Raw genomic sequence first — 1,571 nt, 5'->3', positions numbered from 1 at the left:
GGTCGAATTTTTGCGCGACTATTTTCGTGAGCACTACGGCGAAACGGGGCCGGCGAGCGAAAATTCGTCGCGGTCTTGAGGCCAAAAATGTGCGCCAGATCATCTTATGCTCGTAAAACTCCCGTCCGTTACCTGAGGAACTGTCGCACCTGTTCCTTTTGCCAAAACTTTGGTTTATGCTCAGCTGAAGCGTTTCAGTTGAAGCACTCTTCAACAGAAATGCCGATGTGACGGCGGTGAAAAACCGCTGAAGCGCGGGAATAATGCAAACTCGGCGATTCACAGCGGGCGGTACGATCCACTACTCTATGCGGGTTAGTGAGACAACCAGTCAGCGCCGGGCGGCGCCGGTGAGTCACCCGGCGTGGACGGCCCTTTTTCAGGAGCAGCATGACCATCCGCATAGCGATAAACGGCTTTGGCCGCATCGGCCGCAGCGTATTGCGCGCACTGTACGAATCGGGACGACGGGCGGAAATCTCCGTGGTGGCGATCAACGAGCTGGCGAACGCCGAAGGCATGGCCCATCTGCTGAAGTACGATTCCAGCCACGGCCGCTTTGCGTGGGATGTGCGGCAAGAGTGCGACACGCTGAGCGTCGGAGACGACGCGATTCGCCTGTTGCATCAGCCGGCGGTGGAGCAGTTGCCCTGGGGCGATCTGGGCGTCGACGTGGTGCTGGACTGCAGCGGCGTGTACGGCAGCCGGGCGGATGGCGAAGCCCATCTGGCGGCAGGGGCGAAGAAAGTGCTGTTCGCCCATCCGGGCGGCAACGATCTGGACGCCACCATCGTGTTTGGCGTCAACCATCAGACGCTGCTGGCGGAACACCGCATCGTGTCCAACGCCTCGTGCACCACCAACTGCATTATTCCGGTGATCAAGCTGCTGGACGACGCCTACAGCATCGAGTCCGGCACCGTGACCACCATTCACTCGGCGATGAACGATCAGCCGGTGATCGACGCGTATCACGCGGATTTGCGGCGCACCCGCGCGGCGAGCCAGTCGATCATTCCGGTCGATACCAAGCTGGCCGCGGGCATCACCCGCATCTTCCCGCAGTTTTGCGATCGCTTCGAGGCTATCTCGGTGCGCGTGCCGACCATCAACGTGACGGCTATCGATCTTAGCGTCAGCGTGAGCGCCGCGGTGAAGGTGGCGGAGGTCAACCAGCTGTTGCAAAAGGCCGCACGGGAATCATTTCGTGGTATAGTTGACTACACGGAATTACCATTGGTCTCGATCGATTTTAACCATGACCCGCACAGCGCTATCGTCGACGGTACGCAGACCCGGGTCAGCGGGCAGCACCTGATAAAGACCTTGGTCTGGTGCGACAATGAATGGGGCTTTGCCAATCGGATGTTGGATACAACACGGGCAATGGCCGCCAGCGGTTTCTAGTACGGCGGCGCCGGCGTGATGGGCGCGCTGCTCAGGCAATTTTATAGAGATTCAATAAAGAGGGTTCACCATGTCTGTAATTAAGATGACCGATCTGGATCTGGCGGGTAAACGCGTACTGATCCGCTCCGATCTGAACGTGCCGGTAAAAGACGGTAAAGTGA

The 1,571-nt window shown here is 58.7% G+C and carries 1 protein-coding gene; it reads left to right on the top strand.

From position 1 onward, the window contains the following. Window positions 1–390 precede the first annotated feature (390 nt). Window positions 391–1,407, top strand: a complete 1,017-nt coding sequence (gene epd / locus ACZ6S8_RS39575; protein ID WP_060448409.1) for an erythrose-4-phosphate dehydrogenase — start codon at window positions 391–393, stop codon at window positions 1,405–1,407. Window positions 1,408–1,571: the final 164 nt, after the last annotated feature.

Source organism: Streptomyces sp. NPDC048461 (genome assembly GCF_055587105.1).
The sequence above is the reverse complement of the archived record's forward strand: the minus strand, read 5'-3'. Positions and strand labels throughout refer to the sequence as shown.